The organism is Adhaeribacter aerolatus (genome assembly GCF_007991635.1).
GTDB classification, from domain to species: domain Bacteria; phylum Bacteroidota; class Bacteroidia; order Cytophagales; family Hymenobacteraceae; genus Adhaeribacter; species Adhaeribacter aerolatus.
This window is the reverse complement of the sequence record NZ_BJYS01000020.1, coordinates 40,565-67,320: the sequence shown is the minus strand read 5'-3', so window position 1 is coordinate 67,320 and position 26,756 is coordinate 40,565. Positions and strand designations below refer to the sequence as shown.

Genomic DNA, 26,756 nt, shown 5'->3' with positions numbered 1-26,756 from the left:
TTTGGTATTAGGATTATGATAAATTAATTTATCATTATTTTTAAGAATATGCCCTGCTATACTCCGCTAGCGTATGGAGTGGTATAAATTATTTTATACGGTAAAATAGTTAAGCCTTGGAATAAAAATTTTAGTTAAGATGGGGATTGGACAAGGCAATGGTTTTTGGCAGCTTAACTTTATTTTTTATAATTCGGGAGCAGTTGGCTAAATGACCTTCAGGTTATCTTTTAAACCCTGATGTAAAAAAAAATAAAATAAAAAACGGCGGATATCAAACCCGCCGTTTTTTATTTTAAAAATAAATTTTGCTTTAATCCAGATCAGTCCGCGCAATGGCCAGGGCCGGTAACTCCATTGTTATAAGCATCCAGAATACCGGCTAACTGAGTAGCCTGAGTTTCCAGTGCTTTGTTGGCAGCCACTTGGGCAGGGGTATAGGCATTAAAGAAAGTAGTAGCCTGGGTATAAGCTGCAAGTACTGCTGCCGGAGCAGAAGCGACTTTCAGGTTCAGGGTAGTGGCTACATACTGATGGGCTAAAATGTAATAGGCATTGCCTCTTGGCTGAATATCTAATATAGAGCGGTAAGTTGCGCCACTTTTGAAGAAAGCGGTAGATTCACCTACTTTGGCCCAGGTAGCATCATAATGCTTAGAATCAGAGGCATGATTTTTCCAATAGCCTTGTGTTCTGGTACAGCCGGTTTTAGGTGGTTCAGGGCAGAACACGATATTATCGATGGCGCCGGAGCCAGTAGCGCCGCTTCCCAAAACAACTTCCATTCTAACCACACCGGCAGTATTGCCCAGGTTCACTGTTTGTACGCTGCCGTCGCCAGCTGCCGGAACCGAGATGGTATTTAATAATACCCCACCAACGCCGTACAGGTAAATTTTAGTACCTGCTTCTTCATTGTCCAGGTAGGTGAGCGAGCTTAGCCTTACCGTGCCCAAAGATGAAAAATCAACCACTAATTTAGAGCCACGCGCGAAATCATCTGGTATAGACGCATTATCTGGGTTCTTTACTTCATTTACAATCAGAACATTACCGGTCTCGGCCATCATCAGGTCTGTATCATCGCTGCCGCCGGGGTTCGTGCCGGTAGTGTTAAAGAGGTTAGCGTAGCTGGTAGTGGTGTAAGTGCTGCCACCGTTAATTCTTCTAAAACCTTGTATGCCAATATTGGCATTGTAAAGGCTTTTTACACTGGTAACAAAACCGGAAGCATTGCGTGAAACGGCTTGCTCAAAGGTAATTATATCGCAGGGAGGCTGCACTTGTGGGCAGAATTGAATATTATCGATGGCACCGGAACCGGTATTGCCGCTGCCTAAGATAACTTCCATTCTTACCACACCTGCAGTATTGCCTAAGTTTACCGTCTGAACACTGCCATCGCCCATTGCTGGTACAGGTATGGTGTTCACCACCATATTAGCGGCGTTGTATAACCTGATAGTTGTACCTGTTTCTTCATTATCCAGGTAAGTAAGCGAGTTTAAGGTTACTGAACCCATAGAAGAGAAATCCAGCATCAGTTTAGAACCATTCGCAAAATCATCCGGTGTACCAGAATTATCTGTTCCGTTTACAATCAGTACTTTGCCGGTTTCAGCCATCATCAGGTCAGTATCATCGCTGCCGCCGGGGTTCGTGCCGGTAGTATTAAACAGGTTAGCGTAGTTGGTAGTACCATAGCTAGGGCCACCAGAAGTCCTTCTAAATCCTTGCACCCCAATGGTTTGACCGCCGGTACTTGCTACGTTGGTTATAAATCCGGAGGCGTTACGTGTGGTAGCATTCTCAAAGGTTATCATATCACACGCCACAACATCCTCCGATTTATTAATCGAGTCAATTTTAGGGGCAACCTGTTCATCCGGACTACAAGCATAAATAACCGATAAGGCAGCTGCCATTAAGCTGGTTTTAAATAATTTTTTGTACATAATAGTTAAAAGTTAAAGAGTGGAAAATAAATGACTGTTCACCATAAAAATGGTGTTGATTTTTCTGTAAGTTGTACTCTTACAGGAGTAAAGTTTAGGATTGATGATATACAATAATAAATTAATATTATTATAAAAGCAATAGTTTAGTCAACTTTTTTCGTAATAATTTTATAATATAAGTTGAAATTATTATATGTATAGATTCATTTGAAGTGTCTAATCTTTTTTAATAAATTATAAACAGGAATACCAACTTTAATTGTAAATTTTTCGTGTACTATATCCTTTTTAAGTAAAATATTAAGTTTTGAATTACATTATTTGCTGAAATAGCAAAATATAAGGACGAAACAGCATGAATCACAACTATCTTGTTTAACTTCTTCCTAAATAATACCTCACACCTTATTCTGTAAAAAGCCCGCAGCGTAGGTAAATAGATATATTTAAGCGTTTAACACCCGTTTATCAGAGATGAAAAAGCAGGAACGGCAGTTTAAATCGGGGTAAAATCTGACTAATAACAACCTGTTAATTCCTAAATTAACCTATTTGCATCTTCAGCCTTTAGGGCCTGTAAAAAGACGCCTACCAACTCAGGAAACTTTGGGCAGTTTTAATTAAACTTTGTCCGTTTTAATAAAACCTATATCTTACCGGGCAGAATATCCTGACTTTAAAAAAATATAGCAGGATTCATTTTTCTTTAAAATATTCTGATTTAAAAAGTCAGGATATTGAAGGCATGTAAATTCAGGTATGATATTAAAAATGGCTCATTCCTTATCACGCGTAAAAGACTTAGCAGCTTATATATTTTTAATTTTTATTTTGGGTAATCTTTTCTCCTGCGTAATTGCTAAAAAAGTTGCCTGTTTTGCCGGGAAATTGGTCCGGATGCGGAAACCGCGGTGTTTGCAGGGCCTAAACATACGATGAGAAAAATCTGGCTAAACAACCCGGCAACTGCCGATGGCCTTATTTTGTGGCTGATAATACAGGTTATTCCAAATACGATTGCATTACCGAAGCCATTAGTACCCTGAATAACCCAGCTGGAGCCGGTAAATAATTAAGAGTAGCCTATTAAGGAGGATGTTAAAGAGGTTTTTCCAGAATGACAGTTATGGGTTACTGAACTTTTTTATTTTAAATTTTATGCGACTTGAGTACATAACCAATAGCAGACTAAATATTAATTAGCATTAAACAGAAAATAAAACTAAGAAAACATATAAATCGCTTCTATCACCACAGATGATTTCAATCAACACCACGCTACAACCCACCGATTTACAAAGTTCCCTGCAAAATTTCTGGGAGTTATCGGGTCAGAAAGTAAAACTGATTCAACAACAATACGATGTGAGCAAAGGCTCGCCGGTTTTTACGGTACAGGGCCGCTACACCACCCGCGGCTGGACCGAATGGACCCAAGGTTTCCAGTTTGGGTCGGCTATTTTGCAGTTTGATGCTACCGGCGAGGAAGAGTTCCTGAATTACGGCCGCCAGAATACCTTAAACCTGATGGCCCCGCACGTCAGCCACATTGGGGTACACGACCACGGTTTTAACAACGTAAGCACTTACGGTAACCTGCTCCGGTTGATGCACGAAGGCAAAACGCCCTTTAACGAGTGGGAGAAAAATTTTTACGAACTAGCCCTGAAAATATCCGGCGCCGTACAGGCCAGCCGCTGGACGACCACCAAAAACGGCGGCTTTATTCATTCCTTTAACGGGCCACATTCTTTGTTTGTCGATACTATTCGTTCCTGCCGGGCCCTGATGGTTAGTTACCGCCTGGGGCACCAGTTTCAGGGGGAAAACGATGTAAAGATTAACCTGCTCGAACGGGCTTTGCAGCATTGCCACGCTACAGTGCAATATTCGGTTTTCTACGGTGAGGGCCGCGACCGCTACGATATTTGGGGCCGTACCGCCCACGAAAGCATCTTCAATACCAAAGACGGTAATTTCCGCTGCCCCGGTACCCAGCAGGGTTATTCCGGCTTCAGTACCTGGACCCGCGGTTTGGCCTGGGCCATGTGCGGCTTCGCCGAAGAACTGGAATTTTTGCAAACCATACCCGACCAGGATTTAACCCATTTAGGAGATAGGCAAGTAATAGAAGAATTTATGCTGAAAGCTGCCCAGGCTACTTGCGATTTTTATATAGAGCAAACCCCCACCAATGGCGTGCCTTACTGGGATACCGGTGCCCCTAACCTACATAAATTGGGCGATTATTTAAACCGGCCGGCCAACCCTTATAATAACCAGGAGCCCGTAGATAGCTCGGCGGCGGCAATTGCAGCGCAGGGCTTGTTAAGATTGGGGCGCTATCTGCAGCAAACGGGCCAGACAGAGGCCGGTAATAAATATTGGCAGGCCGGCCTTACCGTTTTGCAAACGCTTTTGCAGGAGCCATACCTCAGTATCGACCCCGCCCATCAGGGTTTGTTGTTGCATTCGGTATACCATTGGCCCAACGGCTGGGATTACGTGCCCGATGGCAGTACCATTCCGTATGGCGAATCGAGTATGTGGGGTGATTATCATATCCGTGAAGTGGCGCTTTACCTGCAAAAGCTAATCAACCAGGAGCCTTATTATACATTCTTTAACTGCGTAAAATAATGGCCCAGGCGTTAACTGATTTTTCGCGGTTATGTGTGCACACCATTACCACCAAGCCCTGGCCCCTGGAGAAAGCGGCTAAAGAATTTTCGGCAGCCGGTGTAAGCGGTATTACCGTTTGGCGCGATACTTTAGCCGGTAAAAATATTAACCACGCCCGGCAGATGCTTCTGGATTTAAACCTGGAAGTAGTATCGTTGTGCCGGGGCGGTTTCTTACCGGCTTTGGAACCCGCCAAAAGACAAGCCGCCATCGACGATAATTTAAAAGCCATCGACGAAGCAGCAGCTTTGGGCGCACCCCACGTGGTTTTGGTTTGCGGAGCCGTGCCGGGGCAACCCTTAACCGAATCGCGGAAACAGATTCAGGAGGGTATTGCCGCTTGCCTGGACCATGCTGCTGCCGCTGGCGTAAAACTGGCCATCGAACCCTTGCACCCCATGTACGCCGACGACCGCTCGGCTGTAAACACCCTGGCCCAGGCCAACGATATGGCCGAAGCGCTAAATTCCCCGTGGGTAGGCATAGCGGTAGATGTTTACCATTTGTGGTGGGACCCGGACCTGGAAAATCAGATAAAGCGTTGCGGCCAGAATGGTAACTTAATGGCTTTTCATATCTGCGACTGGAATACCCCTACCACCGATTTGTTGAACGACCGGGGCCTGATGGGCGAAGGCTGTATCAACCTGAAAGAAATTCGCGGCTGGGTAGAAGCTACCGGCTTTACCGGTTACAACGAAGTAGAAATATTCTCGCATAAATTCTGGGCCCAAGACCAACACGAGTTTCTGAATAAAATAAAAGAAGCTTATATAAAATACTCATAGGGGAAAGAACCTCTGTAGTTGCTGGCGCGAGCGTCTCGCTCGTGACGATTTTCAACCGGCATCTAGCGGCAGAAGAAGTAAGCAAATAATGGAATGCCGGCCAGAGTCCGGAGAATAAAAGGACACGAGGCAGAGCCTCGCTCCAGCTAAAGTGTATTTAAAGACAAACTATTATATGTCATTCAGAAGGAAACTTGCTGGTAGAATGAGTAAAGGCTATTATTACAGATGAAAGGAAATTACTTCGTGTATATTACTACAATCCAGGAAGGACAGTTTTGTACACTAGAGTAACCAACAACTTGGTAACGCGCATGCAACAGCATTATGAAAATCGTGGTAACTCTAATTCTTTTGCTGGAAAGTATTACTGCTACAGGCTTTTATTCTTTGAAAGATATACTGATATAAATCACGCTATTGAAAGAGAAAAGGAATTAAAACAGATGAGCAGAAAGGCGAAGGAAGAAATTATTAGCCAATTCAACCCAAACTGGAATTTTCTTGTAGCAATTCTTAATTGCCGGATTTTAACAAGTTTCCTTCTGAATGACATCTTTATATAGGCCAATTTAAATTATAAGTAAAATTCAATGAATATACCTTAGACCTGAATTCATACAGGTTTTGAGCATTAACTTTTAACACTAAACTCTTAACTATTTACATGACCCCAACCATCCACCACGTAGGCATTATCATGAATGGCGTAACGGGCCGCATGGGCACCAACCAGCACCTGCTGCGCTCCATCGTAGAAATTATTAAACAAGGCGGCGTAAAAGTCAGCCCTTCCGAATTTATTATGCCCGACCCGGTGCTGGTCGGCCGCGATGCTATTAAGCTGCAAAAGCTGGCTGATATTTCGGGTGTGAAGAAATTTACCACCGACTTGGACAGCGTGATGAACGACCCCAACTACCAGATTTATTTCGATGCCCAAACCACCGGCCGCCGGGCTGAAGGTGTGCGGCAGGCGGTTAAGGCCGGCAAGCACGTTTACTGCGAAAAACCAACTGCCGTCAGTACCGAAACTGCTATGGAACTGTACCAGTTATGTAAAGAAGCCGGTATTAAAAATGGCGTGGTGCAGGATAAATTGTGGCTACCAGGTATGTTAAAGCTGAAGCGCTTAATTCAGAACGGCTTTTTTGGTGAGATTTTATCAGTGCGGGGCGAGTTTGGGTACTGGGTGTTCGAAGGGCATACCATACCGGCCCAGCGGCCCTCGTGGAATTACCGCCAGGAAGATGATGGCGGAATTATCGTGGATATGCTTTGCCACTGGCGCTACGTGCTCGATCATATTTTTGGTAAGGTAAAAGCCGTTTCGTGCCTCGGCGCTACCCATATTCCGGAGCGGATTGATGAGCAGGGCAAACCTTACAAAGCCACCGCCGATGATGCTGCCTATGCCACTTTTGAATTAGAGAACGGCGTAATTGCGCAGTTTAACTCTTCCTGGACCGTGCGCGTACGCCGCGATGATTTACTGACGTTACAAGTGGATGGCACCAAAGGTTCGGCCGTAGCCGGGTTGCGCGAGTGTTACATTCAGCATTACGGCAATACGCCCAAACCAACCTGGAACCCCGATATTCCGCAGCCGATAAATTTCTTTGAGGGCTGGGCCAAAGTACCGGAGCAGGAAACTTTTGAAAATGCTTTTAAAGTACAGTGGGAATTATTCCTGAAGCACGTGGTAAAAGACGAACCGTTTCCGTGGGATTTACGCGAAGGCGCCAAAGGCGTGCAACTCGCCGAAAAAGGCCTGGAAAGCTGGGCGAAACGCTGCTGGGTAGATATTCCAGAGTTGTAAGCCATTTCTCTTACCTTAAAAATTATTCTGTTCTATTTATATTTTCTCCAGCTTCTGGTAACCTTACCAGAAGCTGGAGAAAAATATTCAGCTTAAAAATATTACATGAAGCGAGTAGCATTTATTACCGGTGGCAGCCGGGGTATTGGTTATGGCATTGCCGTGCAACTGGCCCTGGCCGGGTTTGATTTAGCCATTAATGGGGTGCGGCCACTTGAGGCCGTTACGGAAGCTATTGAAGGATTGAAATCCAGAGGGAGTGATGTGATTTATGTGCAGGGCGATGTAGCTTCGCCGGAAGCCCGAACCCGGATGTTGAACGAGATAAAGGAATATTACGGCCGTTTGCACGTGCTGGTAAATAATGCCGGCATTGCCCCGCGGGAGCGAAAAGATATTCTGGAAGCCACCGAAGAAAGTTTTACCCATTTGATTACGACTAACCTGCAAGGGCCTTACTTTTTAACCCAGGCCGTGGCCAACTGGATGCTGCAGCAACAAGGCCAGTACGCCAACTTTTCCGGCTGTATTGTAAATGTATCGTCTATTTCGGCTACGGTGGCTTCGGTAAATCGTGGCGAATATTGCATAGCTAAAGCCGGCCTGAGCATGGCTACTCAATTGTGGGCTACCCGCCTGGGCGAGTTTAATATTCCGGTGTACGAAGTGCGCCCCGGTATTATCCGCACCGACATGACCGCCGGCGTAACCGATAAATACGACAAACTTATTGCCGAAGGCTTAACGGTACAAAAACGGTGGGGCACCCCCGAAGATGTGGGCAAAGCCGTGGCTGCTTTGGCCAAAGGCGATTTTCCTTATTCCACCGGTCAGGTAATTATGGTAGATGGCGGCCTTACCTTATCGCGCTTGTAAAATATTAGTGCCCGAAACCCGAATCTGACAGCAATAGCTTGCGCCTGGCAAATATTAATTAATAGATCAGAAGTAAAGAAAACAGCCGAAATAGTTAACCCAATATTCCTTTTTACCCGAAATCCGGCTAAAGTTACCCTAATCCTTTTGCCAGGCTTAGAAATTTACTTAAATTATTGGGGCTTAATTGCGCCAACCGAAAACGTAACCACCACCACTTAAATTAAAATTTGTATGACAGCCAACGCTCCCCTCCGGCACCTTCTGAAAATACCCGTAATTGTAGCGGCGCTCGGGTATATGGTAGATATGTACGACTTATTTCTGTTTAATATTGTGCGGGTGCCCAGCCTGCGAGATTTAGGTTTAACCCAGGAGGAATTGTTTACCAAAGGCGCTTTTATCTTAAATGTGCAGATGGCCGGCATGTTGCTGGGCGGTATTTTATGGGGCGTGTTGGGCGATAAAAGAGGCCGCCTCTCGGTGCTGTTTGGTTCTATCTTGCTGTACTCGCTGGCTAATATTGCCAACGGCTTTGTAGCCACTTTCGACCAATATTTATTTCTGCGTTTTATTGCCGGAATTGGTTTGGCCGGTGAGCTCGGAGCCGGAATAACCCTGGTTGCCGAAATATTGCCCAAAGAAATCCGGGGTTACGGTACCACACTGGTAGCTACCGTGGGCGTATTGGGTGCTATTCTGGCTTATTTTGTGGCCGATATTTTTAGCTGGCGAACTTCTTACTTTGTGGGTGGTGGTTTAGGATTGGTATTGCTTTTAATGCGGGTAAGCGTATTTGAGTCGGGCATATTTCTGCATTTGAAAAACAAACACGTTAAGCGCGGTAATTTCCTGATGCTGTTTTCGAGTTGGGCGCGGTTCTCTAAATATATGAGTTCTATTCTGGTGGGTATGCCCATCTGGTTTGTGTCGGGAGTATTAATATTTTTCTCGCCGGAATTTGGACAGGCGCTGGGCGTAACCGAACCCGTAGTGGCCGGTAAGGCCGTGATGCTGGCTTTTGCGGGGCAGGTACTCGGCGATATAATCAGCGGTTACTTGAGCCAGGTGTTCCAAAGCCGTAAAAAAGGGATGCTGGTATTTATGCTGGGCTCTTACGCCATGATGCTTGTATATTTACTCACCACCACCCAAAGCCTGACCACTTTTTATATTATTTGTGCCTGCCTCGGTTTCTTCAACGGATTCTGGACTTTGTTTGTAACCATTGCCGCCGAATTATTCGGCACCAACCTGCGGGCTACGGTAGCTACCACCGTTCCTAATTTTGTCCGGGCTTCGGTTATTCCTATTTCAACTTTGTTTTTATTGGCCAAAGGCGAGTGGGGCATTACCAACGGCGCTATTGCGGTCGGCACACTGGTAATGGCTATCTCCTTGCTGGCCCTGTGGCGCCTGGAAGAAACCTTTACCAAAGACCTAAATTACGCCGAAGAAGATGCCCCAGCGTTGGAATTGGCCGTGCCGGAAGTAAGCAGCCCGAAGGCCTTATCGGAGAAATAATATATTGACGGAAAAGCAGCAATATTTCTATCAGATAAATTTGCCTGGTTTATTTATTCTGTTTGTTAGCTAAGAACCTGTTTCGTATATCTGTTTCGAACAGAATCAATAGCCATTGGTGTTGTCACCGCCAATTCTAATACTTTTGCCCAACTATTTGCCGGTGATAACACCATACCCGTCAGGCTAAGCTACTAGCGCTGGCGCAAGTTTAGCAAAGCGTAACTTGTGCCTACTTATAAGGGCCAGTTTTCAACTGGCCGGAAGTTGAAAACTTCCTTTCATCCATACACACCAGCTACAAGCTGGCGCGAGCAGATGTAAAATATTCTAAAATATTTCTTTGCCTGACGGCTGTGGTGATAACACCCGGAAGGGTAGTGATTTCATTTAACTTATAAAATGCTAAACAGCTTCTGCGAATAAAGACTGGTGGTTAGTATAGCTTCCTTGGCATAAACAGGGTAATTGAATGCAGCCGATGGTAGCGGGCATTTCCAGGTTTCTTCTTGAACAGGCTTGTGAAGTTAAACCTGATCAGCCTATCAGTTCATAACTTTTAAGTAGATTTTGGGGTATTATTATGCAAAGAAATATTTAAATGTTATGAATACACAAGGAAATGATACCGGAAGACTAATACTTCGCCTGGCGGTAGGCGGCCTTCTATTGCTGCATGGTATTAGTAAACTCATAAACGGCATAGGTTGGCTGGTGGGCATGCTGGACGGTAAAGGCTTGCCGGGCGTATTGGCCTACGGTGTTTATGTAGGCGAAGTAATAGCACCCATTCTGCTGCTTATTGGTTTCCGAACCCGCATTGCGGCTATAATAATAGTCATTAACATGCTGGTCGCCATTTTTACTGCTCACGCAGCCGAGATCACAACGATGGGCCAAAGTGGCGGTTGGGCCATCGAACTACCCATGATGTTTCTGTTAGGCGCTTTAGCGTTATTCTTCCTGGGCGGTGGCCGTTATGCAGCTTCTACCCGCGATCGCTGGGACTAAGCCGTTTAAAATTCCTGTAAACGTTGCGGAATATTCCAGCGGAAAGATACCGAGGTAAAAGAAGCATTGTTGTTTAGGGTGGCCAGTTCGCTTTCTCGTTTCCGGATAATTTGTTTTACATCAATAAACATGTTGTGCCGGAGTTGCCAGGAGGCGGTTAAATCCAGGTGCAGCAGGTTTGTTGCATTCCGGCCGGCCACAGTATGACCGTACTCTTGCAGGTTTGGCGATGGATAGGGGTGCTGGTTATAAGATTTAAGAACGTTAGAACCCCAGTTGGCGCTGTCGGCATCTACGCCTTGCTTGGTGTAAAAAGCCTTGCCCGTCAGGAAGAGGCGGCCGGTAGGCTGGTACCGCAAAATGCCGATAAACTCGTAAAGGTTAGCGCCCATGGGGTGAGCCAGCGGCTGCCGGTAGTGCTGGTAGTTCGTAAACTGGTCTTCGTGCTGGTACGTATACGGCCGGATAAAATTAAACTCGCCCTGGGCATCGAGGTTCGGAATGCCGGCCACATCAAAATATTTCGCACCTAATTGGAAGGATTGTTTATTGGCCCACCAGCCATTGCCCGCCCGTACTTCGCTCAGCAAAAATTCATCCAGCATAAACTGGCCGTACACCTGGGCAGTGCGGAGAATATTGGCCTTAAAATCAAAACCCAGTAAAGAGTTATCGTTGGAGCCCAGTTGTTGCTCTACCGAGCGGTAAAAAATAATGGGGTTGAGGTATTGCAACTCAAAGCGGCCTTTGCCCCGCGCAAATATCACTGACTCAAATAAACCTACATTAATATTGGGGGTAATATTCAGGCTCAGGTGATGGTAAGCAAAATACTTTTTCGGAAATAACTGGTCGCGAAATTCAAAATCCGAACTCATTTCGGAAAACAAATTCATGTAATGCAGCCGCCAGATTTTGGTGTTCAGCTTCAGGAAAAAATAAGGTGCGGAGTAATCTGACAGCACCAGCGAACGGTAACCGTTGCCGATAAAGTTTTTGTCGTGGCCAAACTGCACGTTAATATTTTTGCTGAGGCCGTAATTAATGTAGCCGCGGGCGGTAATAAAATCATAGCCAGTTGTTTTAAAAGGCTTGAAATAGCCTTCGTTGGGTACAATGGTATCGCGGGCAACCCGCTCTTCTACGTAACCCGGAAAACGGGCCTGGTTGTCGGCCAGGAAAGTGTAAAAGCCTAAGCGGTTGTTAATATTACCTTCTACCTGCACGCCCCGCGTGTTGATGTAGCGAGAACCCTCCGTGTCGGAGTCTTTGCCTACCTGGAATTGCAGGACCGGGTTAACCCGCAGGCTATAATCCTGGTCATCTACATGAAAAAGGTCGGCTTTGTTCCGGAAGAAATAATTGAGCAGCGGTTTACCGGTATGGCGGGCTTCGCGGGTGGTATAATCCCAATTATCGTTGAGTAAATATTCTTTATTAAACTTATCAGCCTCAGATAAATCGTTCTGGTTCCAGTGTGCTTCTTCGGCCAGTTTGGCTACATCCAGGCGGCGGTAAGGCCGGATGCCGGTATGCAACTCGGGTACTTTGTTGCCATATTTTACCTGAAAACGCTCTATGATGTGGTAAATCTCGCGGTCGAGGGGTACGTATGTTCCCTGCGCCAGGGAGCAAAACGGTAAAAGCAGCAAGATAAAAATGAAGTAGTTTTCTTTCTGGTTCATAGGCGGTAGTAGTCCGTAAAATCGGCTAAAGTAACGAGATATATCTCTAAATCACAATTTGTACTCGAACGGGCAAAATTTGTTTAGGGTAGCATGTATAACTGGGCTGGAGCTAATTACCAGACTGTAGCGGAATGTTAGCGGAATGAGTTATTTACAGGATCCTTTTTCTCCTTTTTAAACGCTGTATTAACCGCAGTTTTTTTAGAATAGCAAAATTTTAAGCGAACGTTGGGGCAAAGCCGACGGGTTATGTATCTTTAGCCCGCCAATACATTTGCCGGTATTATAAATGGCGCTGCCCATGATCTATATTTTAAACCAGGAACCTTCTGTTGCCAATCATTTTATTGCCGAGTTACGCGATATTCACATTCAGAAAGACAGTCTGCGTTTCCGGCGCAACATGGAGCGCATCGGCGAAATTCTGGCTTACAAAATATCAACCCAGCTCAACTACGTGCCCCGGCAAATCCGGACGTCGCTGGCGCTAACGGAGGAGCAAACCTTAACGGATTTTCCAGTGCTGGCTACGGTTTTGCGGGCAGGCTTGCCTTTTCACCAAGGTTTTTTAAATTATTTCGACCAGGCCGGCAGCGCCTTTGTGGCAGCTTACCGCCTGGAGGACTCTACCGAAATAAACGTGAATGTAGATTACCTGGTGGCACCATCGCTCTCCGGAAAAGTACTAATTCTGGTAGATCCCATGCTGGCTACGGGCAAATCGCTGGTGCTTACTTATAAAGCCATGTTGCGCTTCGGTGAGCCGCGCCAGGTGCACATTGCTTCGGTTATTGCCAGTCCGGAGGGCGTTGAGTATGTACAAAATGAGTTGCCCAATGTAAATTTGTGGCTGGGCGCCCTGGATGAGAAGCTAAATGAGCGCGCTTACATTGTTCCGGGCTTGGGCGATGCTGGCGATCTGGCTTTTGGTAATAAGTTGTAAATCCGGCAATATTACAATTTCTTTATCCGGTATATTCTTTTCAAGAACTTTCGGTTTAGCGTAAAAATTCTTAGCCTCCTGTATAATAATTGTCGTATGTTTAACGATTATTATAAACAAGTGTTAGATTAAGAAGGTGGTAGCAGCCGAAATTTTAAAATACGTTTCTGTTTTTTTACTGAGCATGGTTAAGTTCTTCGGCGGGCCTTTGGCCGGGGTATCCATGGGTTTGCCTTTTGGCGCCACCTTGGCCCTAACCGTAGCCGGCATGATGACCAGCGTATTTATTTTTTCGGGCATTGGTACCCTTTTCTCTAAATGGTACGCCCAGCAGCAACGCCAGAAGCAGAAACCAATCTTCACAAAGAAAAACCGCCGGATTGTGCGGGTTTGGCAACGCTTTGGTATGGGCGGCATTGCTTTCTTAACGCCTATTCTTTTAACGCCTATTATTGGTACGGTAGTGGCCACGGTATTAGGTGCACCCCAGCGTCATATACTGGTGCACATGCTTTGGAGCGCAGTTTTCTGGGGGATAGCTTTAACCTTATTGGTATCGCAGGTAGGTAATTTAAATCTGCCCTTTTTGCACCGGTAGTGTTTTGCTATAAAAGGTAGCCGATAGTTATGCCAGTATTCCTGTTGTCTCGCCAGAACCTGGTTGTGGGGGTATGGGAGTAGTTATTTAATTTATTTGGGTAGCCGAAATATATTAGCCTTATTTCTTGAAAATAAAAAGTGGTTGGCCGGCTACTCCACCACAGATAGCCACCAACCACAGAGAAAATAAGTAAAACTTATTTATTTCTTACCAACCGCAGCGGAATGTGCGGCGGGTTATACCCAATTACCGATGGACCAAACGAAGCAAAGGTATCGCTCGGGAGCTGAATAATTTTAAAGACTACCGGATTGTCTTCGTTGTCTTTATCGGAAGTCCAGAGCAGGCAGTTAGAGCCTTCGCCATGCGGATTGCCGTTGGTTACCTGCAGATTGCCCGGCACCGCATTAAACCCGGATTTATTATTAGCGTAACCATCTTGTTTCAGCCAGCCTGATATTGCCATTAACTGACCTAACAGTCTTTTCGATTGCACATCAGAGCCGTTGGTGGTTTCCCAAACTTCGTCAAATGCGATGCCTTGCGACCTTAATAATTTGAGATAATATTGTTTGGTTGGAATCCGCCAGCCGGCCGGCACCGGAATATCTTTTAAATCCATGTATTTAATAAAAGTACCGTACTCTGGTTTTGAGTTTAATTTAATGCCGCCATTACCAGCGTAATTCACCGACATCCATTCCAAATCGCCGATGGTTACGGTAGGGTAATATTGTTCCCGGATTTTTACGTAAGAGCCCGTAGCGGGCGGGGTGCCGTAAGGGTCAGAAGGATTTGGATTGCCGCCGGGATTAGAGGTGCCTTCTACTTTCTTATATTTTACGGAGATCTGCATGCTGCCGTCCAAACGTTTGGCTGTAAGATAGTTGGTAGATGAAGTAAACGTAGTAGCTTCGGGATTCAATAATACCGTAGCATACGATTCCAGATCTTTCCGGAGGATGTTAGATTCCTGGTAACCCGAATATTTGTTGCTAAAAATTCGCATTTTACCAGATTGGGCATGAAAAGTTATGGAGGCTGGATTGGTTTTGTACTCCAGTGTGCCGGTTATTTTGTAGAGCCGTTGCCGTACTTCGTCGTTTACATTAAAAACTTCCGAAGTATATTCAACTGCGTTTTTGCCATCTTTGGTAAAAACCAAAGTTCTGAATTCGCGGAATCCGGACTCACCCTGAAAGGTGCCTTGTTCCCAGTTTGCGGTTAACGGCCCGGTGTTATGGTCGGCAAACCAGGTGCCCACCATTTCATCCGGAATGGCGGTAAATGGTCGTTCTATTGGTGTTTCGCCCGACGGCTCGGGGTCGGGTGCAGGGGCCGGATTGGGTGTTTCTTCGCAGCTCGAAATAAATAGCATTAAAATGGCGTTCAGCATTAATTTAGTGAGCGAACTCGAAATTATTTTCATAGTTATCAGCAGATGGTCGGGTTGAGGATAAAGGAATCAGGTAAAATAAATTTATTTCTTAGCAAACATTCTAACCATCTGTGGTTTGGTCTGGGTTAGTTCAGAAGTAAGCATATAACCCACCTGGCCGTTGCTAGTCACAATAGCCCAGTTGTTGTTATACTTGCGCACCACTACGACTTCGTCGGTGCGGGTTAATGCTTTTAATACCTCGGTAGAAGTGCCGGGCTGGCGATACATTTTAACATTTTCATAACGGGCAGCCACCAATAGCCCGGTTTTATCAGCGCTAAATACAAATGCAGTTTGTAGGGAAAGCGCCAAAACAAAGAGTAACTTTTTCATAGTGTTTTTTAGGTTTAGTGATCGGGGTATTATTTATATCAGGTTTTTTTGTTCCCTGATGATCAAAGGTGCAACGCCACGCAGGCGAATAAAAATAATACTAAGCGAAGGGCAGAAGTAGCGGGTTGAATGCCGAAAATACAGGGTTTACTGTTTTCAGTTGACAGTAAATAGTAAAATATGGAATGATTAGAGACTCAAATCTAGTGCGGGTAAGGAAAGAAGAAATATATGGCTGCGGAAGTAAATATTTATTTCCGCAGTTTTTTTTATTTCTATTCTGTTTGCCAGTTATTTAATTAGTAAGCCGATTACCAAAGGGCATTTGCCCCAATCTGCTAACTAATAACTGTTAACTGCTGACTGTAGTTAAGATTTATTCCGGCGGAAGCTGCGAATTTTGGTTGGCTTCTTTTCCTGAAAGGGGCGGCCGGTACGCTTGTCAATTGCGCCTTCATGAAATCTTTCTTTTTTCTCATGGAAAGCGCCTTTAAAATCCGGATCAGTTTTGCGTTTTTGCTTATCCAGGTCGCGGGCTATTTCCTGTTGCTCTTCAAATCCCGTATCCGTTACTTCTATGTCGGGCGGTAAAGGCGCTTCCGGAATCTGCATTTTAATCAGCTTCTCAATTTCGTGGATGTGGTGCATTTCGGCCTCATTGGCAAACGTAATAGAACTGCCGGTTTGCAGAGCCCGGCCCGTGCGGCCAATGCGGTGCACGTAATCTTCGTATATAACGGGCACATCAAAATTAATAACATGGCTCACATCGCTGATATCTATGCCTCGCGAGGCCACATCGGTAGCCACTAAAAACCGCACCCCGCCGTTTCTAAAAGCCTCCATGGCGTTAATGCGCGCATTCTGACCTTTGTTGCCGTGAATCACGCGGGTTGCACCCGCAATTTTCCGGTCCAGAAATTTCGAAACATTTTCCGCATTTTTCTTGCTTCGGGTAAAAATCATCACACGCGTAAATTCTTCTTCGTTCCGGAATAAATATTCGAGCATATTTATTTTGGTAGGCAGATTGGGCACCTGGTACAATACCTGCGATACGGTTTCGACGGGTGTGGCCGATGGCGTTACTTCCACCTTCATCGGGAATTCCAGAAACTCTTCCGAAAGTTTTTCGACGCGTTCGTGCATGGTAGCCGAAAAAAGCAGGTTCTGGCGTTTGCGCGGAATTATTTCCAGTAGCCGCCTGATTTGGGGCATAAAGCCCATATCCATCATTTTATCGGCTTCGTCCAGCACCAAAGTTTTTAGTTCTTTCAGGATTAAATCGCCTTTCAGGTAAATTTCCATCAGGCGGCCCGGCGTAGCAATTAAAATATCGAGGCCGGCTTTTATTTTTTCAATCTGGGTTTTAGGGCCAACACCGCCATAAATAGCCAGGTAGCGGAGGTCGGTGTATTTACCTAATATTTTTATGTGGTCTTCTATCTGCATGGCCAGTTCGCGGGTAGGCGCCACAATTAAAGCCCGGGGGTGGGTACCCTGCGCATACTTTACCTTCATGAGCAACGGCAACACAAAAGCCGCCGTTTTGCCGGTGCCGGTTTGGGCAATTCCCATTACATCGTGGCCGGCCAAAACTAACGGAATAGTTTTTTCCTGCACCGGAGTGGGAATAGTGTAACCGGCCTCGGTAATTGCCGTCAGCAGTTGTTTGTTTAATTTAAAATCTTCGAAAGTAGTAGCCATAGCAAAAGTATTTATACAAAGGTACGGTAAAATAGCCGTTAGTGATTAGTTATTAAGGGTTAGCTTATTGTTGGAAGTTTCTCAAGGCTACAAAAAAATTGAGTAACTAAAATTTAAGTACTTCCTGCAATATTATTTCTGGTTACCCGCCGGTAAAATTAATTACTTTAGCATTAATCAGAAACCCGCTGATAAGGGGGCTACTACCCTACAATCGAACCTTTAAGCTAATAAAACGTTTTACAAATTATCTTTATCTAAGATAGGTAAAATGGTTGAGTGGTGTTAATTAAGTGCTGAACTGTTGATTATAAGTATTTTGTGTTATTTTGGATTTTTAGATAAAATATTAATAAATATTAAAGGTTGCTTCTATGAATGGCGAAAGATTTAAGCAGAAGATAGCAGCGCTGGAAAAGGAACGGGAAGATTTTATCGCTCGCTTAACGCCTGAAGAACAACAGGCGTTTAAACAAAAATTGAAGGAATTCGACCAGCGTGAAGATATAGGTAAATTAAGTTCTACCTTAACCTGGGGCAAAAACAATACTTCTAAAAATAAATAGAATTTCATTTTTACGGGCATTGTAAAATCATATTTGCTTACCCAGAATAAACCGGAAATAGCCAAGGCTATTTCCGGTTTTGTTTTTTCGGAGCCAGGTGTTTTTGTTTGATTTTAAAGAAGTTGCAGGTAGTAAAAATGGTTGGCAGCTAAAAGGCTTATTTGAAACTCTTACCTCTTATTTTTTGTACCTTTGTAGTATGATTGCGACAGAGATTAAAAAAGATATAAGAAAGCTTTCGTTCGACGAACTGAAGAACTGGTTTGTAGAAAACGGCGAGAAGCCTTTCCGGGCCAAACAGGTGTACGAGTGGCTTTGGAAACATGCGGCTAAGTCTTTTGCTGAAATGAACAACGTTTCGTTGCCGCTGCGCGAAAAGCTGCACGCGCATTTTGCTATTAATCTGGTAACAGTTGCCAACCAGCAAATCAGCAAAGACGGCACCATTAAATCGGCTTTCCGGTTGTATGACGGCAATATTGTAGAAGGAGTTTTAATTCCGCACGAAGAACGGATGACGGCCTGTGTGTCGAGCCAGGTGGGTTGCTCGCTTACCTGTAAGTTTTGCGCTACCGGTTACATGGAGCGCAAACGTAACCTCGATGCCGCCGAAATATACGACCAGGTGGTGCTGATAAACGAGCAGTGTATGGCCCAGTACGGTACGCCGCTGACCAATATTGTGTATATGGGTATGGGCGAGCCGCTGCTGAATTATGCCAACGTGGTAAAAAGCGTAGAGCGCATTACCGCCCCCGACGGCCTGAATATGGCCGCCCGGCGCATTACCATTAGTACCGCCGGCATTGCCAAAATGATTAAAAAATTGGCTGATGATGGCGTTAAAGCCAATCTGGCGTTGTCGTTGCACGCCGCTAACGATACCAAGCGGAACGAAATAATGCCGATTAACGAAACCAACTCGCAGGAAACATTAACCGAAGCTTTAAAATATTACCACGAGGTTACCGGGCGCAAGGTTACTTACGAGTACATTGTGTTCGAAAACTTTAATGATACCCTGCAGGATGCCGAAGAACTGTTAAGATTTACGAAGCTGATTCCGTGTAAGGTAAACCTGATTGAGTATAACCCGATAGCTGCCGCGCTTTTCCGGAATACCGATGAAGACCACTTATCTAAGTTTGTGTATTACCTCGCCGACAGAGGGGTGCAGGTAAATGTGCGGCGGAGCCGCGGTAAGGATATTGATGCCGCTTGCGGACAGTTAGCTACGAAAGAAAAAAAACAGCTTGCCTAAGGCAAGCTGTTTTCTAAGTTTTTAATTATCCACCACAAATAATTAAAATCACCCAAACTTAATCAGGAGCTCTTTATATATTGCTGGTTGGTTGGCATTTTCAGGCGCCGAACGCTAAACCAGCATTTATTTCTTATAACCTTTTTCTATCCGGTCGGTTTACAAGATGCGCACTTTCTGCATCATCCCATTTCAGTAACCAAACTCCTAACGCGAATCGTTTAATAATATTGCTGAGGCAATAGAGATTATCAACTGATTCGATACAAATATACGGATATTTTCAATAAAGTTGCAAATTCGTTGTAAAAATCATAAAATATTTTTTCAATCCCTATTCGCCGGGACTAAAAACTAATGCCCATCCGGAACAGAATGCGCTGAAAATGATTGCGTTGCGTGGTGAGCATATTGCCTTGGCGGGTTTCGGCGGTGGCTCGCTGGTTGCGGTAGCCCAGGTTTAAAATAAAGGCGTGGGTCTTATGAGAATTAAATTTTAAGCCGAAGGTAGGGCTCCATACAAAACCACCATCCTGGTTGGCTGCTAAATTGGGGTTACTAAGCCAATCCAGGGCGTAGCCGGCATCGAAACCATAATAAGGGCGCACCTTGGTTTTGGTAATATCACCGCGGATGCCCAACGCGACTGGCAATAAAGTAATACTGCCGTAGGTATCAATAGCGGTAGTCAGGCCCACCGCCAGGGCCGGTAAAAACTGATAACCGTTAAAGGTTTGTAAAGTAAAGTTTACGCTGCGGCCAGGGTCAGAAAATGCGTTTACGGTTGGCCGGTAACCCACACTCATACCAGCCTCCGTTATATTCTGGTAGCCCTGCGTATAAGGGTATTTAAAATCAGTTCTGGTATATTCCTTGGCTACCCGCTCCACTTCTTCCGGTTTAAAAACAAATAAATTCTGGCCTACTGTTTCTATCCGGATTATTGCCGGCGAGGAGTCTTCCTGCAAATGCCCCCGGATAATGCTGCCATTTTTTAAATACACTACATCCTGCCAGCCCCTTTTCTGGGCCAGCAAAGATGCAGGTAAAAACAAAAACAGGAAAACAGGTAAAAAAAAGGAACGGATAAGCGGCATCAAAAAAAATTTAAGCTATGGAGTGGATTTACGCACTAATATTACTGGGCTTTCGTAACCGGTATTTTGCTCAGGAACTTCATGTTTTTCGGGTCGGAATAGTCGTACTGGTATAAGCCGTCGTTGCCAACCGCCAGTAAAGTATTTCCTAACGGAATTACATCAAAAGCATGAATATCTTTAAAGTGGGCTAACTTATGCTGATCGATGGTAAGCACATTTTGCGCATCAAAAACCTTTAAACCGTAATCGCCTTCGCACAAAAACAAAGTCTCTCTATCAATGCCTAAGCCGTGTGGATTTTGCATGGTATAAGTTTTAATTCTTCTGGGGTTCTGAATAGTAGAAATATCGATTACTTCCAGTTGGTTAATGTTGTTGCCCGTGCGGCATTCGGTACCGTTCCGGACGGTTACATAGGCAAAATTGCCATCTACTACCACCGGGTCGCACCCAAAGAAATGACTGATAGCCGAAATAAATTTGGGTTGCTGGGGTTGGCTGTTGTCGTAAATGAGCATGCCGGAGCTGGTGCCCAGAAATAACTTATCCTGGTAAGGGAAAATGGTTTCGGTATTCCAACTGGTAGGAATATTGCTGCCGCGCACCGGACTGGCCGGCTGGGTAATATTTACTACCTGTATGCTGGAGGTGTTTACCGCGTATAAATAATCGCCGGTAATGGTAAAACGCGCCATGGAGCCACCTGTGCCGGTAGAGCCGGCGCTTTTATTAAGACTGGCCGCACTAGCAAAATTTCTGGTATCGTTTTGTACAAAGTCGATGAACCCGCCGGAGCCCGAACTGCCACAATCTGCCGGACGGCTTTCGGTAACAATGCGGGTAGTGTAGCCAACTGTTAGCAAATCGGAGGCCTGCGGGTTACCAGCTGTGCCGGTAAAGGTAAAAGTCGGGAACAGGTTGAGCGTATGATTTTTTACGGTTACCCGGGCTGGGTCCGAAATATCCAGTGCTAATAAATCAGGTCCCGCATCGGCGTACAAAATATTATCCCGGATGGCCATATCTACGTTGCCCGGAATATTAATGAAAGCAATATTTTTAGGAGCGGCCGGGTTGCTGTTATTTATTACGTGAATGCCTTTGTATAACTCATTTACAAAAACGTACTGGTCTTTCGCGTAAATTTTTCCGGTAGTGGCCAAAGCCTTCCCCGGCTCCGATTTGACGGCTGCTACCAAATCGCTCCGTTTTAATAAAACAGGCTCCTGGGTGGTATAGGTAACGGTGGTTTCACATTCGTCGGTGCAGGAGGACAGGCTCAGCATGCCCAGTAAGTAAAGCACAAGGGTAATTACATGCAGGTGCCCGGTTTTAAAATCAGGGGCGTTAGTGGGTAGAAGTTTCTTTTCCATTATTTATTATTTGTAAAATTTTTCAGAATCAGCACCAGTCCCAATGGTTAGGCTTACCTGACTTGGAGACTTCTACTACCGGATATCGAATTAAAACGCAACTAATTGGGTAGCCCGGATATTTACGCGTTAAAAATTTAATTATTCCCGCCAGGAACCGTCACGGTTTCGAGGCAGGTAATTTCGGCAATGGACCCGGCCATGCAAATAGAACCTACATCTTGCCGTACCTGGTAAGTAATAGATACTCGTTGCCCGTCGGCCAGCGGAAAATTCTTTAAAGGCGATTGCTGTCCGTCGGTGGTGTTCTGGGCCGGAATATAAGGTTCCAGTTTGGTACCATTATCTAATTCAAAAACAAAGCCGCAACCATCTAATCCGGTTAAATTCCTGACGGTGGCTAAAGTGCCGCAATTAGCCTCGGGTACATCTTCGGCCTGGGTACAGGAGTTAAGGGTTAAAAGTAAAATAACAAAAATAGCCAGGTGAAAAATCAGGTTCGATACGGAATAAACTTCGCGTTTTTGCCTGGCAGATAATTTTAACATAAGCGTAAAAAATTTAATGGTATAGGTTTATCAGGGTTTTCAATCAGTAGACCCAGTCCCTAATAGGATGGTTGCATAGGCCAAAATATTTTCCCGAAAAATAAGCCAGAACTTAAAAGAAAAGCCTAGTCAGTTTTAAGCCCAATATTAGCTGGAAAAGAAAGTAAAAGTGTGGAAATGGACTAGATGCTGCTCTCCGGATAAGATATATCGCCAAATTATCTGGCAGCCCCGAAGGGGCGTTATAAGTCAGCGATGGGTGAAGCCCATCGTTAATGGCCAATATTGTTTATTAGCCCAGAAAAGGCTTTTTTAGCAGGATTATTCCAGAGTTCAATAAAATATTGCGCCCTTTGGGTTATAAGGCTACAGTTGTGGATCCTGGATTTTACCGGTTTTAAAGTTGTAGTCCAACGCCTGGTAGGAAGTGGTTGCGCCGGCTTTTACCTGCACATTACCGCTGAAATGGCCAATCTCTTTCCTCTCGTTATAGGTGAATTTATCAGCCGAAATAACCTGACCCGGTCCGGTTTTGAGTACCACAAATTCTTCGGCCAGCAAAGTTTTGTTTTTAATGTAAAAGGCAATGTGACTGCTAAGCTCTTTGCCTTTTACATTAAAGGTAACGCCTTCGCTGAATTTAATGGCCTTTTGGCCCTGCAGTTCGGTATCTTCCTGCAAGCCGGCACTCGTGAGTTTTATAGCAGAAGATAAATCGGTAAAAGCACTGCACCAAACAAACACCAGCACCGCCAATAATATTTTTTTCATGGAACCCTTCGGGATTGAATTATTGCCAAAATATAATAAAAAATAAGGGCTTTGGCAATTAAGCCGGTCGGAAACGGCCTTGGGCAGGTGGACGGCCGGATTTCTGATCGTCGGAGCTTTCGAAAGGTACCTCCCGGATTTCTATTTCCACGGCATGGCTTTTCGGCCGGATGCGTTCGCCGAATTGGTTGGCGTACTGCTGGGTAAACTCCGACCCGAAGAAAATAATAAGTGAGGAATAATATATCCAGACCAGGATAATAATAATGGAGCCCGCCGCGCCGTAAGCCGAGCCAATATCGCCCTGGCCCAGATACCAGCTAATGAGGGAGCGACCCAATACAAACAGCAAAGCAGTTAAAAAAGAACCAACCCACACATCTTTCCAGCGAATAATAGCATCGGGTAAATATTTATAAATCAGGGCAAATAGTAAAGTAATAAATGCCAGCGAAACAGATATATTAAGAATATGAATAAACACCACGGCACCGGCGGGAAAAATACTCTCCAGATAACCGGTAAAAAAAGAAAGTACCGCGCTAATTACAAAAGAAATAAGCATCAGAAAGGCAATACTTAATATCAGGCCAAAGGAAAGAAAGCGGTCTTTGGCTACTTTTATAATATTATTCTTGGGCTTGGCTTTTACGTTCCAAATGCTGTTGAGGGAATCCTGCAGGGTCACAAAAAAAGTAGTGGCTGCAAAAACCAAGGTAGCAATACCAATGGCCGAAGCTATGCCGCCGGCCTGCGTTTTATTAACATTTTTGATCATCTCCTGAATAGACAAGGCGGCCTCTTTGCCCACCATACCTTCCATTTCGTGGGCTAAACTATTGGTGGCCGCTTCTTCGCCCCAGATAGCGCCGGCCGCTGCAATAACAATAAGCAGGAGCGGCGGCAGGGAAAATATAGTATTATAAGCCAGGGCAGCCGCTAGCCGGAAAGAATTATTCTCCATAAATTGCCCAAAGGTGTTCTTGGAAAGCGTAAGTACGTCTTTGAATGAAACTTTTATCTTCATGATGTTCTCTCAGCCTGTTTGCTATTATTTTCAGAAGCTGACTTAGTTACGGCTAATTTTTGGGTTTGGTTAAAAATATATGCGGCTGTAGTGCCAGGCAATATTTTTTTGCTCCTGGAAATTATTATAAACTAACTTTAAGCAAGAACAATTTAGTACATTTATAGGACTGGCTTTGGCCGGTAAACCGGACGATAATCTTCTTTAAAATCATGCAAACGATCAATATTAATTTTAACCGTTTTCCGCTGATAATAATATTGGCGCTGTGCCTGCTGCCTTTGTTTAGCCAGGCGCAGAAGAAAAATAAAATGGCAGCCGACGGGTTTAATGCGGCCGGCTCCGATGCCAAAGCCATTGCTTTGGTCGATAAGGTTATAAAAAATATGGGCGGCTACGATGCCTGGAACAAAACCCACTACATTGCCTGGACCTGGCGCAACCAATACCACATCTGGGATAAATTTCAGAACCGCTACCGCCTGGAGCGCGGCGACTCTCTGGTGGTAATAGCCGATTTAAATACCAAAGAAGGCGTAGCTTACCGCAATGGAGAAGAAATAAAAGACCCCGCCCGCCGGCAGAAGTTGGTTAGCGGTATGTACCCTTCCTGGGCCAACGATTCTTACTGGCTGGCCATGCCCTTTAAACTGAAGGACAGCGGTGTTACGCTTAAATATAAAGGCGAAGGCAAAACCCAGACCGGAGCCGACGCCGATTTAATAGAAGTTACTTTTAAAGGTGTAGGCGTAACGCCCGATAACCGGTATGTGCTGGCCATTGATAAAGCTTCGGGCTTAATTACGGAGTGGTCATTCTTTCGGAACTACGCCGATGAAAAACCTTCTTTTACCCGCACCTGGACCGATTATCAGCCATACGGTAAAATTAAGCTGGCCGCCAGCCGGGGCGATGCAGCCGTGAACATGAGCAATATTGCCGTAACGCAAAATATTCCGGCCGAGGTGTTTAACAGTCCTACACCGGTTAATAAAGCTTTAATCAAATAATTTTACTTACCGGTAGCAATACTTTTGCTTTTTAGAGGGTATTTGAATTTTATTCAGGAATTATTTTTTTGAAATCCATGCGTGTCATTTACTAGCGACCTATTTAGCTGGTAACGAAATAAGTACCTCCTGGATAATACGAGTAAGTTATCAAAAGGAAATAATTAAAACCCAACAATCTGGGCGCTGAGGTTGCCTTTGGCATTTACCACGGCTTTTATCGAAGTAGGCGTCAGGTAAATGGCATCCGGTACCAGTTCGGTAATCTGGCCGGTAAGCTTTATAGATTCGTTCAGGCCAGCGGCATGATCCAGGTTTTGCTGCAACAACTTGTGGCCTTCTGCCAACTGCGATTTAAAAGGCAGGCTTAACTGGCTTTCAATGGTTTGGGTAAAACGATTTTTAGCCAGCCAATTGGCGGCTTTTAGTAACTGGTCTTTGGTGTCGAGGTCATAATCTACGTCGCGCACCCGGATACTATTGGTTTCGGCATCGAGGTAAGGCACGGCTTTCAGGAATATTTTGCCAGCCATATTTTTCGTGAAAAAGCCTTTTTTTGTCTGGCCGGTTACATTCAGCATTACTACTAATTTATCGCCGCTACCCGAAAGCGCCACATCGTGCACCGTTAACTGGTCTCGACCGTCTGAAAAAGAAAATTGTTTGCCGGTGAGCTGTTGTTTCAGAATTTTAGTAGCGTGGTCGTAGGAAATTTCGCCCATCAAGCCAATCTGAACATTATTAACCAAATGATTATCGGTTACCAAAGGCGGTAAAATGGGATTTAGTTGTACTTTAGGCTTGCCGTTGGTTATGGTTTGCAGGTAAGAACTCAAGCCAATTTGCAAATTAAAATTCCCATTATTAGCCATTAATGGCGATACTTTAATAGCCTGGGGCATAATGGTTAACCAGGCATCCAGGTCTTTGTTTAAAGGTATAGGTTGCTGCACCTGCGCCCAGGCCTGCTGCACATAATCTTTTATTTTAAGGCGGTTTTGTACTTCCCGGTCGAGCTGGCCGGCCAAAGTTTGCATCTGGGAGCGGAGCGAAGGCTCAATAAACCGGGCTAAACCAATTTTTAGCGGCCCCAGGGTTAGCACCGGTTTGGTACTGCCCCACTCGAAATCGCTGATGCTGGTAGATTTTACCTGGTAATCTTCCGTTAGGCTGAGCTGACTCTCGCTTTTAACAACTAAGTCGAAGTTGGTACTTTCTGTCTTTTCCAGTCGCGGACAACTTTTGCACGCTTCCCACCGCCAGCGACCGGTAGCCGATACGTGCAGGGGTATCGTTATATAAATTTTATCTCCGTTGGCCTGTAGTGCCAAGTTGCCGGCCTTTACTACGGTTACCTTCAGGTTATCATCTTCCAGGTTATCGTCTTTATACAAAATGCCGGTTATCTGCTGGTTTAGTTTTTCTTCCAGGGTGCTGATGCGGAAAGATACCGGAATGGTAATGGTAGAAAGCTTGGGCGCAAAAACCGCGGGTGCCGGCGCAGTTACTTCCTGGGTAGGTGCTTGCGGATTTAACTGGCTGGATTGCGTACAACTGACTAAAAATAGAATTAGCCAGCAGTAAAAAACGCGTATAATATTTCTTTTCAAAATATTCATCTCTTGTTAGTCCGGTCGCCTTACAGCTTAATATGAGTTACTTGCTGAACAGGGGTTCAAAAGTTATAGTTCGGACTGGCTTAGTAGAAAATTAATTATCCGGGCCAGCG

The 26,756-nt window shown here is 44.9% G+C and carries 23 protein-coding genes; 12 read left to right on the top strand and 11 right to left on the bottom strand.

The genetic code is table 11. The features are described from left to right. Window positions 1-323: 323 nt before the first annotated feature. Complete coding sequence (locus tag AAE02nite_RS14030; RefSeq protein WP_146898448.1) at window positions 324-1,955, bottom strand: hypothetical protein; 1,632 nt, start codon at window positions 1,953-1,955, stop codon at window positions 324-326. A 1,260-nt stretch (window positions 1,956-3,215) separates the two neighbouring features. Here AAE02nite_RS14030 and AAE02nite_RS14025 point away from each other — a divergent pair. The 7 genes from AAE02nite_RS14025 (at window position 3,216) to AAE02nite_RS13995 (ending at window position 10,658) form a co-directional block, all read left to right on the top strand. Further along, window positions 3,216-4,598: a glycoside hydrolase family 88 protein gene (locus tag AAE02nite_RS14025; protein ID WP_146898446.1), complete on the top strand. Its 1,383-nt coding sequence runs from the start codon at window positions 3,216-3,218 to the stop codon at window positions 4,596-4,598. After that, a complete protein-coding gene (locus tag AAE02nite_RS14020) occupies window positions 4,598-5,428 on the top strand; it encodes a sugar phosphate isomerase/epimerase family protein (RefSeq protein ID WP_146898444.1) in 831 nt (276 codons plus the stop codon). Before AAE02nite_RS14025 ends, AAE02nite_RS14020 begins: the two co-directional genes overlap by 1 nt. 314 nt (window positions 5,429-5,742) lie before the next feature. After that, the gene (locus tag AAE02nite_RS14015; RefSeq protein ID WP_307725545.1) at window positions 5,743-5,994 is read left to right on the top strand and encodes a GIY-YIG nuclease family protein; all 252 of its coding nucleotides are present in this window, start codon (window positions 5,743-5,745) and stop codon (window positions 5,992-5,994) included. Between the two features lie 101 nt (window positions 5,995-6,095). After that, window positions 6,096-7,247, top strand: coding sequence for a Gfo/Idh/MocA family protein (locus tag AAE02nite_RS14010; RefSeq protein ID WP_146898442.1), 1,152 nt, complete (start codon window positions 6,096-6,098; stop codon window positions 7,245-7,247). 105 nt (window positions 7,248-7,352) lie between these two features. Continuing rightward, the gene (locus tag AAE02nite_RS14005) at window positions 7,353-8,123 is read left to right on the top strand and encodes a 3-ketoacyl-ACP reductase (protein ID WP_146898439.1); all 771 of its coding nucleotides are present in this window, start codon (window positions 7,353-7,355) and stop codon (window positions 8,121-8,123) included. 234 nt (window positions 8,124-8,357) lie between these two features. Continuing rightward, window positions 8,358-9,647 carry an MFS transporter gene (locus tag AAE02nite_RS14000; RefSeq protein WP_146898437.1) on the top strand — a complete coding sequence of 430 codons (1,290 nt, stop codon included), beginning with the start codon at window positions 8,358-8,360 and terminating at the stop codon, window positions 9,645-9,647. Window positions 9,648-10,253: 606 nt separating this feature from the next. Next, on the top strand, window positions 10,254-10,658 hold the full coding sequence (locus AAE02nite_RS13995) for a DoxX family protein (RefSeq protein WP_146898435.1): 405 nt from the start codon (window positions 10,254-10,256) through the stop codon (window positions 10,656-10,658). A 5-nt stretch (window positions 10,659-10,663) separates the two neighbouring features. Here AAE02nite_RS13995 and AAE02nite_RS13990 read toward each other — a convergent pair whose 3' ends face one another. Further along, window positions 10,664-12,343 carry a capsule assembly Wzi family protein gene (locus AAE02nite_RS13990; protein ID WP_146898433.1) on the bottom strand — a complete coding sequence of 560 codons (1,680 nt, stop codon included), beginning with the start codon at window positions 12,341-12,343 and terminating at the stop codon, window positions 10,664-10,666. Window positions 12,344-12,647: 304 nt separating this feature from the next. Between AAE02nite_RS13990 and upp the strand changes: the two genes are divergently transcribed. Together upp and AAE02nite_RS13980 are read left to right on the top strand one after the other, a co-directional pair. Continuing rightward, entirely contained in the window at window positions 12,648-13,289 is a 642-nt protein-coding gene (upp, locus tag AAE02nite_RS13985; protein WP_307725544.1) for a uracil phosphoribosyltransferase, read from the top strand. A gap of 184 nt (window positions 13,290-13,473) precedes the next feature. Continuing rightward, window positions 13,474-13,887, top strand: a complete 414-nt coding sequence (locus AAE02nite_RS13980; RefSeq protein ID WP_146898428.1) for a hypothetical protein — start codon at window positions 13,474-13,476, stop codon at window positions 13,885-13,887. Between the two features lie 199 nt (window positions 13,888-14,086). Here the strand turns inward: AAE02nite_RS13980 and AAE02nite_RS13975 are convergent, their stop codons facing one another. The 3 genes from AAE02nite_RS13975 to AAE02nite_RS13965 form a co-directional block, all read right to left on the bottom strand. Beyond that, the gene (locus AAE02nite_RS13975; protein ID WP_146898426.1) at window positions 14,087-15,319 is read right to left on the bottom strand and encodes an FISUMP domain-containing protein; all 1,233 of its coding nucleotides are present in this window, start codon (window positions 15,317-15,319) and stop codon (window positions 14,087-14,089) included. Window positions 15,320-15,370: 51 nt separating this feature from the next. Next, entirely contained in the window at window positions 15,371-15,664 is a 294-nt protein-coding gene (locus tag AAE02nite_RS13970; protein WP_146898424.1) for an SH3 domain-containing protein, read from the bottom strand. A gap of 369 nt (window positions 15,665-16,033) precedes the next feature. Then, window positions 16,034-17,371, bottom strand: coding sequence for a DEAD/DEAH box helicase (locus AAE02nite_RS13965; protein ID WP_146898422.1), 1,338 nt, complete (start codon window positions 17,369-17,371; stop codon window positions 16,034-16,036). A gap of 374 nt (window positions 17,372-17,745) precedes the next feature. Between AAE02nite_RS13965 and AAE02nite_RS13960 the strand changes: the two genes are divergently transcribed. Both AAE02nite_RS13960 and rlmN read left to right on the top strand, forming a co-directional pair. Then, window positions 17,746-17,937, top strand: a complete 192-nt coding sequence (locus AAE02nite_RS13960) for a hypothetical protein (protein ID WP_146898420.1) — start codon at window positions 17,746-17,748, stop codon at window positions 17,935-17,937. 199 nt (window positions 17,938-18,136) lie between these two features. Then, the gene (gene rlmN / locus AAE02nite_RS13955) at window positions 18,137-19,198 is read left to right on the top strand and encodes a dual-specificity RNA methyltransferase RlmN (RefSeq protein ID WP_146898418.1); all 1,062 of its coding nucleotides are present in this window, start codon (window positions 18,137-18,139) and stop codon (window positions 19,196-19,198) included. Between the two features lie 347 nt (window positions 19,199-19,545). On the opposite strand, the gene AAE02nite_RS13950 is transcribed toward rlmN, so the two are convergent. From AAE02nite_RS13950 to AAE02nite_RS13930, 5 genes are all read right to left on the bottom strand, one after another. After that, complete coding sequence (locus AAE02nite_RS13950; protein ID WP_146898415.1) at window positions 19,546-20,295, bottom strand: hypothetical protein; 750 nt, start codon at window positions 20,293-20,295, stop codon at window positions 19,546-19,548. A gap of 41 nt (window positions 20,296-20,336) precedes the next feature. Continuing rightward, entirely contained in the window at window positions 20,337-21,671 is a 1,335-nt protein-coding gene (locus tag AAE02nite_RS13945) for an LVIVD repeat-containing protein (RefSeq protein WP_146898413.1), read from the bottom strand. 137 nt (window positions 21,672-21,808) lie between these two features. After that, complete coding sequence (locus tag AAE02nite_RS13940) at window positions 21,809-22,219, bottom strand: hypothetical protein (RefSeq protein WP_146898411.1); 411 nt, start codon at window positions 22,217-22,219, stop codon at window positions 21,809-21,811. 366 nt (window positions 22,220-22,585) lie between these two features. Next, a complete protein-coding gene (locus tag AAE02nite_RS13935) occupies window positions 22,586-22,990 on the bottom strand; it encodes a hypothetical protein (protein WP_146898409.1) in 405 nt (134 codons plus the stop codon). A 58-nt stretch (window positions 22,991-23,048) separates the two neighbouring features. Further along, window positions 23,049-24,017 (bottom strand): YihY/virulence factor BrkB family protein, encoded by a 969-nt coding sequence (locus AAE02nite_RS13930; protein WP_146898407.1) that lies wholly within the window; start codon window positions 24,015-24,017, stop codon window positions 23,049-23,051. A 212-nt stretch (window positions 24,018-24,229) separates the two neighbouring features. Between AAE02nite_RS13930 and AAE02nite_RS13925 the strand changes: the two genes are divergently transcribed. Further along, a complete protein-coding gene (locus AAE02nite_RS13925) occupies window positions 24,230-25,027 on the top strand; it encodes a hypothetical protein (RefSeq protein WP_146898405.1) in 798 nt (265 codons plus the stop codon). Between the two features lie 164 nt (window positions 25,028-25,191). Here the strand turns inward: AAE02nite_RS13925 and AAE02nite_RS13920 are convergent, their stop codons facing one another. Then, window positions 25,192-26,646, bottom strand: coding sequence for a DUF4403 family protein (locus AAE02nite_RS13920; protein ID WP_146898403.1), 1,455 nt, complete (start codon window positions 26,644-26,646; stop codon window positions 25,192-25,194). Window positions 26,647-26,756: the final 110 nt, after the last annotated feature.

Bases quoted from the DNA above. Each gene is read 5' to 3' on its own strand.
- AAE02nite_RS13920 (WP_146898403.1), bottom strand. From the start codon at position 26,646: ATGAATATTTTGAAAAGAAATATTATACGCGTTTTTTACTGCTGGCTA.
- AAE02nite_RS14030 (WP_146898448.1), bottom strand. From the start codon at position 1,955: ATGTACAAAAAATTATTTAAAACCAGCTTAATGGCAGCTGCCTTATCG.
- AAE02nite_RS13970 (WP_146898424.1), bottom strand. From the start codon at position 15,664: ATGAAAAAGTTACTCTTTGTTTTGGCGCTTTCCCTACAAACTGCATTT.
- AAE02nite_RS13930 (WP_146898407.1), bottom strand. From the start codon at position 24,017: ATGAAGATAAAAGTTTCATTCAAAGACGTACTTACGCTTTCCAAGAAC.
- AAE02nite_RS14020 (WP_146898444.1), top strand. From the start codon at position 4,598: ATGGCCCAGGCGTTAACTGATTTTTCGCGGTTATGTGTGCACACCATT.
- AAE02nite_RS13965 (WP_146898422.1), bottom strand. From the start codon at position 17,371: ATGGCTACTACTTTCGAAGATTTTAAATTAAACAAACAACTGCTGACG.
- AAE02nite_RS14015 (WP_307725545.1), top strand. From the start codon at position 5,743: ATGCAACAGCATTATGAAAATCGTGGTAACTCTAATTCTTTTGCTGGA.
- AAE02nite_RS14000 (WP_146898437.1), top strand. From the start codon at position 8,358: ATGACAGCCAACGCTCCCCTCCGGCACCTTCTGAAAATACCCGTAATT.
- AAE02nite_RS13990 (WP_146898433.1), bottom strand. From the start codon at position 12,343: ATGAACCAGAAAGAAAACTACTTCATTTTTATCTTGCTGCTTTTACCG.
- AAE02nite_RS14005 (WP_146898439.1), top strand. From the start codon at position 7,353: ATGAAGCGAGTAGCATTTATTACCGGTGGCAGCCGGGGTATTGGTTAT.
- AAE02nite_RS13950 (WP_146898415.1), bottom strand. From the start codon at position 20,295: ATGCCGCTTATCCGTTCCTTTTTTTTACCTGTTTTCCTGTTTTTGTTT.
- AAE02nite_RS13960 (WP_146898420.1), top strand. From the start codon at position 17,746: ATGAATGGCGAAAGATTTAAGCAGAAGATAGCAGCGCTGGAAAAGGAA.
- AAE02nite_RS14025 (WP_146898446.1), top strand. From the start codon at position 3,216: ATGATTTCAATCAACACCACGCTACAACCCACCGATTTACAAAGTTCC.
- AAE02nite_RS13945 (WP_146898413.1), bottom strand. From the start codon at position 21,671: ATGGAAAAGAAACTTCTACCCACTAACGCCCCTGATTTTAAAACCGGG.
- upp (WP_307725544.1), top strand. From the start codon at position 12,648: ATGATCTATATTTTAAACCAGGAACCTTCTGTTGCCAATCATTTTATT.
- AAE02nite_RS13995 (WP_146898435.1), top strand. From the start codon at position 10,254: ATGAATACACAAGGAAATGATACCGGAAGACTAATACTTCGCCTGGCG.
- AAE02nite_RS13940 (WP_146898411.1), bottom strand. From the start codon at position 22,219: ATGTTAAAATTATCTGCCAGGCAAAAACGCGAAGTTTATTCCGTATCG.
- AAE02nite_RS14010 (WP_146898442.1), top strand. From the start codon at position 6,096: ATGACCCCAACCATCCACCACGTAGGCATTATCATGAATGGCGTAACG.
- AAE02nite_RS13980 (WP_146898428.1), top strand. From the start codon at position 13,474: ATGGTTAAGTTCTTCGGCGGGCCTTTGGCCGGGGTATCCATGGGTTTG.
- AAE02nite_RS13935 (WP_146898409.1), bottom strand. From the start codon at position 22,990: ATGAAAAAAATATTATTGGCGGTGCTGGTGTTTGTTTGGTGCAGTGCT.
- AAE02nite_RS13925 (WP_146898405.1), top strand. From the start codon at position 24,230: ATGCAAACGATCAATATTAATTTTAACCGTTTTCCGCTGATAATAATA.
- rlmN (WP_146898418.1), top strand. From the start codon at position 18,137: ATGATTGCGACAGAGATTAAAAAAGATATAAGAAAGCTTTCGTTCGAC.
- AAE02nite_RS13975 (WP_146898426.1), bottom strand. From the start codon at position 15,319: ATGAAAATAATTTCGAGTTCGCTCACTAAATTAATGCTGAACGCCATT.